Source organism: Streptomyces sp. NPDC050988 (genome assembly GCF_044456225.1).
GTDB lineage: Bacteria > Actinomycetota > Actinomycetes > Streptomycetales > Streptomycetaceae > Streptomyces.
Map to the genome: position 1 here is coordinate 1,067,510 of NZ_JBITFQ010000001.1, position 7,149 is coordinate 1,074,658.

General features: G+C 69.7%; 6 protein-coding genes. All 6 read left to right on the top strand.

Annotated elements, in window-relative coordinates; all coding sequences use genetic code 11:
* The first annotated feature begins 19 nt into the window (after nt 1–19).
* The 6 genes from tal to ACIBEI_RS04775 are packed head-to-tail and all read left to right on the top strand — an operon-like array spanning nt 20 to nt 6,969.
* Nucleotides 20–1,180, top strand: a complete 1,161-nt coding sequence (gene tal / locus ACIBEI_RS04750; RefSeq protein WP_398884996.1) for a transaldolase — start codon at nt 20–22, stop codon at nt 1,178–1,180.
* On the top strand, nt 1,177–2,874 hold the full coding sequence (gene zwf, locus ACIBEI_RS04755; protein ID WP_398884998.1) for a glucose-6-phosphate dehydrogenase: 1,698 nt from the start codon (nt 1,177–1,179) through the stop codon (nt 2,872–2,874). Before tal ends, zwf begins: the two co-directional genes overlap by 4 nt.
* Nucleotides 2,871–3,806 carry a glucose-6-phosphate dehydrogenase assembly protein OpcA gene (gene opcA / locus ACIBEI_RS04760; protein ID WP_398885000.1) on the top strand — a complete coding sequence of 312 codons (936 nt, stop codon included), beginning with the start codon at nt 2,871–2,873 and terminating at the stop codon, nt 3,804–3,806. The genes zwf and opcA overlap by 4 nt, the downstream gene beginning before the upstream one ends.
* The gene (pgi, locus tag ACIBEI_RS04765) at nt 3,799–5,469 is read left to right on the top strand and encodes a glucose-6-phosphate isomerase (RefSeq protein WP_398885002.1); all 1,671 of its coding nucleotides are present in this window, start codon (nt 3,799–3,801) and stop codon (nt 5,467–5,469) included. Before opcA ends, pgi begins: the two co-directional genes overlap by 8 nt.
* Before the next feature lie 15 nt (nt 5,470–5,484).
* A complete protein-coding gene (gene gnd, locus ACIBEI_RS04770; protein WP_398885131.1) occupies nt 5,485–6,363 on the top strand; it encodes a phosphogluconate dehydrogenase (NAD(+)-dependent, decarboxylating) in 879 nt (292 codons plus the stop codon).
* Between the two features lie 12 nt (nt 6,364–6,375).
* Complete coding sequence (locus ACIBEI_RS04775; protein ID WP_398885004.1) at nt 6,376–6,969, top strand: histidine phosphatase family protein; 594 nt, start codon at nt 6,376–6,378, stop codon at nt 6,967–6,969.
* Nucleotides 6,970–7,149 lie beyond the last annotated feature (180 nt).

Genomic DNA, 7,149 nt, shown 5'->3' on the forward strand with positions numbered 1-7,149 from the left:
TCCGATCGCCCGAAGGAAGATGATCACTGTGACCGAAACAATCGCGACCACCGAAGCGACCGCGACCGCGGAAACCCTCAAGAACCTCTCCGCCGAAGGCGTCTCCATCTGGCTGGACGACCTCTCGCGCAAGCGGATCACATCCGGCAACCTCGCCGAACTCATCGAGACCAGGCACGTGGTGGGCGTCACCACCAACCCGTCGATCTTCCAGGCCGCGATCGGCTCGGGCGAGGGTTACGAGGAGCAGCTGGCGGACCTCGCCACGCGCGGCGTCACGGTCGACGAGGCCGTACGGATGATGACCACCGCCGACGTCCGCGCCGCCGCCGACATCCTGCGTCCGGTGTACGACGCGACCGGCGGCCGGGACGGCCGGGTCTCCATCGAGGTCGACCCGCGCCTCGCCCACGACACGAAGGCGACGGTCGCCGAGGCCAAGCAGCTCGCCTGGCTGGTCGACCGCCCGAACGTGATGATCAAGATCCCGGCGACGAAGGCCGGTCTCCCCGCGATCACCGAGGTCGTCGGCCGCGGGATCAGCGTCAACGTCACGCTGATCTTCTCGCTGGAGCGCTACCGCGAGGTGATGGACGCCTACCTGACCGGTCTGGAGAAGGCGCGGGCCGCGGGCCTCGACCTCTCCGCCATCCACTCCGTGGCCTCCTTCTTCGTCTCCCGCGTCGACAGCGAGATCGACAAGCGGCTCGCGAAGGTGGGCACGGACGAGGCCCTCGCCCTCAAGGGCAGGGCGGCGCTCGCCAACGCGCGGCTCGCGTACGAGGCGTACGAGGACGTCTTCTCCTCGGACCGCTGGACCGCCCTCGGCGGGAGCGCCAACAGGCAGCGTCCGCTGTGGGCCTCGACCGGCGTCAAGGACCCGGCCTACAAGGACACGCTGTACGTCGACGAACTGGTCGCGCCCGGCACGGTCAACACCATGCCGGAGGCCACGCTCGACGCCACCGCCGACCACGGTGAGATCCGCGGCGACACGGTGACCGGCGGCTACGCCCAGGCCCGCGCCGACCTGGCGGCCGTCGAGAAGCAGGGCATCTCGTACGACGAGGTCGTACGACAGTTGGAGGACGAGGGCGTCGCCAAGTTCGAGGCCGCCTGGGGCGAACTGCTCGACGCGGTCGCCGTCTCACTGAGCCGCAAGGGAGTTGACGGGGAATGAGCGACAAGCTTCCCGAGGGAACCTCGGCGAAGGCATCCGAAGCGGCAGCAGAGACCGAGGCCGCCGCAGCCGAGACGGACGGTACGACGCAGGACGCCCCCGCCCCCGCCCCCGCCCCCGCCCCCGCCGACCTCACGTCCGAGTCCCTCGCCCAGGCGCTGGATCTCGCGTCCGGCTGGGACAACCCCCTGCGCCACCCCGGCGACCGCCGTCTGCCGAAGATCGCCGGGCCGTCCGGTCTGGTCATCTTCGGGGTCACCGGCGACCTGGCCCGCAAGAAGCTGATGCCGGCCGTCTACGACCTGGCCAACCGCGGACTGCTCCCGCCCGGCTTCTCCCTCGTCGGCTTCGCCCGGCGCGACTGGGAGGACGAGGACTTCGCCCAGATCGTCCACGACTCGGTGCGCGAACACGCCCGTACGGAGTTCCGTGAGGAGGTCTGGCAGCAGCTCGCCGAGGGCATGCGGTTCATCCCGGGCGACTTCGGCGACGACCAGGCGTTCAAGCAACTACGCGCCGCCGTCGAGGAGTTGGACGCCTCCCGGGGCACCAGCGGCAACTACGCCTTCTACCTCTCCGTACCGCCGAAGTTCTTCCCGAAGGTCGTCAAGCAGCTCAAGAAGCACGGGCTGGCCGACGCCCCGGCGGGTTCCTGGCGGCGCGCGGTGATCGAGAAGCCCTTCGGCCACAACCTCAAGAGCGCCCGTGAGCTGAACAAGGTGCTGCACGACGTGTTCGACCCGGAGCAGGTCTTCCGGATCGACCACTACCTCGGCAAGGAGACCGTCCAGAACATCCTGGCGCTCCGCTTCGCCAACCAGATGTACGAGCCGATCTGGAACCGGTCGTACGTGGACCACGTACAGATCACGATGGCCGAGGACATCGGCATCGGCGGCCGCGCGGGCTACTACGACGGCATCGGCTCGGCCCGTGACGTCATCCAGAACCACCTGCTCCAGCTGATGGCCCTGACCGCGATGGAGGAGCCCATCGCCTTCGACGCGGACTCGCTGCTCACCGAGAAGCTCAAGGTCCTCAAGTCGGTGCGGCTGCCGGAGGACCTGGGCGAGCACACCGTGCGCGGGCAGTACGCGGAGGGCTGGCAGGGCGGCGCGAAGGTGCCCGGCTACCTCGAAGAGGACGGCATCGACCCCGCGTCGAAGACCGACACGTACGCGGCCGTCAAGCTGGAGGTCGACAACCGCCGCTGGGCGGGCGTCCCCTTCTACCTGCGGACCGGCAAGCGGCTCGGCCGGCGGGTCACCGAGATCGCGGTCGTCTTCCAGCGCGCCCCGCACTCCCCGTTCGACTCGACCGCCACGGAGGAGCTCGGCGCCAACGCCATCGTCTTCCGTGTCCAGCCCGACGAGGGCATGACGGTGCGCTTCGGATCGAAGGTGCCGGGTACGTCGATGGAGATCCGGGACGTGTCCATGGACTTCGCCTACGGCGAGTCGTTCACGGAGTCCAGCCCGGAGGCGTACGAACGGCTGATCCTGGATGTCCTGCTCGGCGACGCCAATCTCTTCCCCCGTCACCAGGAGGTGGAAGAGTCCTGGAAGATCCTCGATCCGATCGAGGAGTACTGGGACAAGAACGGCAGGCCGGCGCAGTACGCCTCGGGCAGCTGGGGTCCCGGGGAAGCCGACGAGATGCTCGCACGAGACGGACGGAGCTGGCGCAGGCCATGAAGATCGACCTGACCGACACCACGGCAAGCAAGATCAACAAGGCCCTAGTGGAGGGCCGCCGCGCCATCGGCACGCCTGCCGTGGGCATGGTCCTGACGATGGTCATCGTCACGGACGAGGAGAACGCCTACGACTCGATCAAGGCGGCCGAGGAGGCCTCGCACGAGCACCCCTCGCGCACCCTGGTCGTCATCAAGCGGCATGTCCGCACCCCGCGCGACCGCACGAACTCGCACCTCGACGCCGACGTCCGCGTGGGCGCCGACGCGGGCACCGGCGAGACGGTCGTGCTGCGGCTGTACGGCGAGGTGTCCGAGCACGCCGACTCGGTGGTCCTGCCGCTGCTGCTGCCGGACGCGCCGGTCGTCGTCTGGTGGCCGGTGGACGCGCCCGAGGTCCCGGCCAAGGACCCGCTGGGCGCCCTCGCACAGCGCCGGATCACCGACATGTACGCGGTCGAGGCACCGCTCGCGGCCCTGGAGGCCCGTGCCGCCTCGTACGCGCCGGGCGACACCGACCTGGCCTGGACCCGGCTGACTCCGTGGCGTTCCATGCTCGCGGCCGCCCTGGACCAGGCCCGTACGAAGGTCACCTCGGCCGCCGTGGAGAGCGAGGCCGAGAACCCGAGCGCCGAACTGCTGGCCCGCTGGCTGGAGGCCCGCCTCCAGGTCCCGGTCGAGCGTGTCGTGACCGCGGGCCCGGTCGTCACCGCCGTCCGGCTCGGCACCAAGGGCGGCGAGATCATCATCGACCGTCCCGAGGGCCCGCTCGCGACACTGTCGCTGCCGGGCCAGCCCTCGCGCACCCTCGCGCTGAAGGTCCGCAGCACCTCCGAGCTGATCGCCGAGGAGCTGCGGCGCCTGGACGCGGACGAGATGTACGCCGTCGCCCTGCGCGGTGACGACACCGGAGAGGAGGAGAGCCGTGCCTGACACACCTCCGTCCGAGCCCCGGACGCCCAGGCTCACCCGTCGCCCCGAGTGGACGGCCCTGGAGGACCACCGCGCCGGTCCGCTCCTCCATCCGCAGCTGCGCGAACTGTTCGCCACGGACCCCGAGCGCGCCGAGCGCTACACCGTGCGCGTCGGTGACCTGCGCATCGACTACTCCAAGCACCTGATCACCGACGAGACGCTCGCGCTGCTCCAGGAACTCGCCACCGCCACCGACGTGTTCGGGCTGCGGGACGCGATGTTCCGCGGCGAGCGGATCAACGTCACCGAGGGGCGGGCCGTGCTGCACACCGCGCTGCGCGCCCCGCTCGACGCGGTCGTCGAGGTCGCCGGCGAGAACGTCGTGCCCAAGGTGCACGCCGTGCTCGACAAGATGTCCGACTTCGCCGAGCAGGTCCGCTCCGGCAAGTGGACCGGCCACACGGGCAGGCGCATCCGCAACGTCGTCAACATCGGCATCGGCGGCTCCGACCTCGGTCCGGCGATGGCGTACGAGGCCTTGCGCGCCTTCACCGACCGCGACCTGACGGTCCGCTTCGTGTCGAACGTGGACGGGGCCGACCTGCACGAGGCGGTGCGGGACCTGGATCCGGCGGAGACGCTGTTCGTCGTCGCCTCGAAGACGTTCACCACCATCGAGACGATCACCAACGCGACCTCGGCACGGTCCTGGCTCCTCGCCGGCCTCGGCCGTGAGTCCGAGGCCGTCGCCAAGCACTTCGTGGCGCTGTCCACGAACGTCGACAAGGTCGCGGACTTCGGTATCGACACGGCCAACATGTTCGAGTTCTGGGACTGGGTCGGCGGCCGCTACTCGTTCGACTCGGCGATCGGCCTGTCGCTGATGATCGCGATCGGCCCGGACCGCTTCCGGGAGATGCTCGACGGGTTCAGGATCGTCGACGAACACTTCCGCACGGCCCCCGCCGAGGCCAACGCGCCTTTGCTGCTCGGCCTGTTGGGCGTCTGGTACGGCGACTTCTTCGGCGCCCAGTCGCACGCGGTGCTGCCGTACTCGCACTACCTGTCCAAGTTCACCGCGTACTTGCAGCAGCTCGACATGGAGTCCAACGGCAAGTCCGTGGACCGCGAGGGAAACCCGGTCGAGTGGCAGACGGGCCCGGTCGTCTGGGGCACGCCCGGCACCAACGGCCAGCACGCGTACTACCAGTTGCTCCACCAGGGCACGAAGACGATCCCGGCCGACCTGATCGGCTTCGTCAACCCGGTCGACGAGCTGGGGGCCGAACTCGCCGCCCAGCACGACCTGTTGATGGCGAACCTCTTCGCCCAGGGCCAGGCCCTCGCGTTCGGCAAGTCCGCCGACGAGGTACGCGCCGAGGGGGTGCCCGAGGAGGAGGTGCCGCACCGCACGTTCCGCGGCAACCACCCCACGACGACCGTCCTGGCCGCCGAGTTGACCCCCTCCGTCCTCGGTCAGCTGATCGCCCTCTACGAGCACAAGGTGTTCGTCCAGGGCGCGATCTGGAACATCGACTCCTTCGACCAGTGGGGCGTCGAGCTCGGCAAGGTCCTCGCCAAGCGCGTCGAACCCGCCCTCACCGAGGGCGCCGACGTCCCCGGTCTCGATCCCTCCACCGCCGCCCTCGTGGCCACGTACCGCACTCTGCGAAAGAAGTGAACTGACATGACTGCGATGCAGCTCGGTCTCATCGGCCTCGGCAAGATGGGCGGCAACATGCGCGAGCGGATCCGCCGCGCGGGCCACACCGTGATCGGCTACGACCGCAACCCGGACCTCTCCGACGTCAGCAGCCTGACCGAACTGGTCGGCAAGCTCGAAGGCCCGCGCGTGGTCTGGGTGATGGTCCCGGCCGGGGCTCCCACGCAGGGCGTCATCGACGAACTCGGCGACCTGCTGGAGCCGGGCGACACCGTCGTCGACGGCGGCAACTCCCGCTGGACGGACGACGAGAAGCACGCCGAGGAACTGGCGGCCAAGGGCATCGGCTTCGTGGACGCCGGTGTCTCGGGCGGCGTCTGGGGCCTGCAGAACGGCTATGCCCTGATGGTCGGCGGCGACGCCGAGCACATCGCCAAGGTCCAGCCGATCTTCGACGCGCTCAAGCCGGAGGGCGACGCCGGGTTCGTCCACGCGGGCAAGGTGGGCGCCGGCCACTTCTCGAAGATGGTCCACAACGGCATCGAGTACGCCATGATGCAGGCCTACGCCGAGGGCTGGGAGCTCCTCGAAGCGGTGCACTCCGTCACGGATGTGCGCGAGGTGTTCCGCTCCTGGCAGGAGGGCACGGTCATCCGTTCCTGGCTGCTCGACCTGGCGGTCAACGCACTGGACGAGGACGAGCACCTGCAGCAGCTCCGCGGTTACGCGGAGGACTCCGGCGAGGGCCGCTGGACCGTCGAGGCGGCCATCGACAACTCCGTGCCGCTGCCCGCCATCACGGCCTCCCTCTTCGCGCGGTTCTCGTCCCGGCAGGACGACTCGCCGCAGATGAAGATGGTCGCGGCGCTGCGCAACCAGTTCGGCGGCCACGCCGTCGAGTCCGCGAAGTAGGGGTCACCAGTCATGGGCGACCTCCTTCTCGTCCGGCACGGCGAGACCGAGTGGAGCAGGTCGGGCCGGCACACCAGCTGGACCGATCTGCCCCTCACCCAGCGCGGTGAGGAACAGGCCAAGTCCCTCGTCCCGCTGTTCGCCGGACGGCACTTCGCGCTCGTACTCACCAGTCCACTCGGGCGGGCGATACGGACCGCGGAGCTGGCGGGGCTGACCGGGGCGGTGTCCGATCCGGACATGCACGAGTGGGACTACGGGGCGTACGAGGGTATTGCCACCGTGGACATCCATCTGACTCGGCCCGACTGGTACTTGTGGAACGACGGGGTGCCGGCGGGGCCGGACGGGCATCCGGGCGAGTCCCCCGACGAGGTGGGTGAGCGGGCCGATCGGGTTCTGGCGCGGGCGGAGAAGGCGCTCGGTGAGGGTGACGTGGTTCTTGTCGCGCACGCCCACTTCCTGCGTGTCCTGACCGCGCGGCGGCTTGGTCTCTCCGCTGCGGACGGGCGCCTGTTCCGACTCGGAACCGGCACGCTGAGTCGGCTCTCGACGGAGCACGACCGGCCGGTCATCAGCGAGTGGAACACGCTTCCGCCTGCGTAGCTTTCCTCGCCCCCGCCGCCCCTACCCATTCCCGTCCCTCTGGGGCTCCGCCCCAGACCCCGTGGGGTTTGTTGTTGGGTGCGGGCCGGTGGGGGCTTGTCGCGCAGTTCCCCGCGCCCCTAAAGACCTTAGGGGCGCGGGGAACTGCGCAGTCTTTTGGGGGTTCGGGGGCGGAGCCCC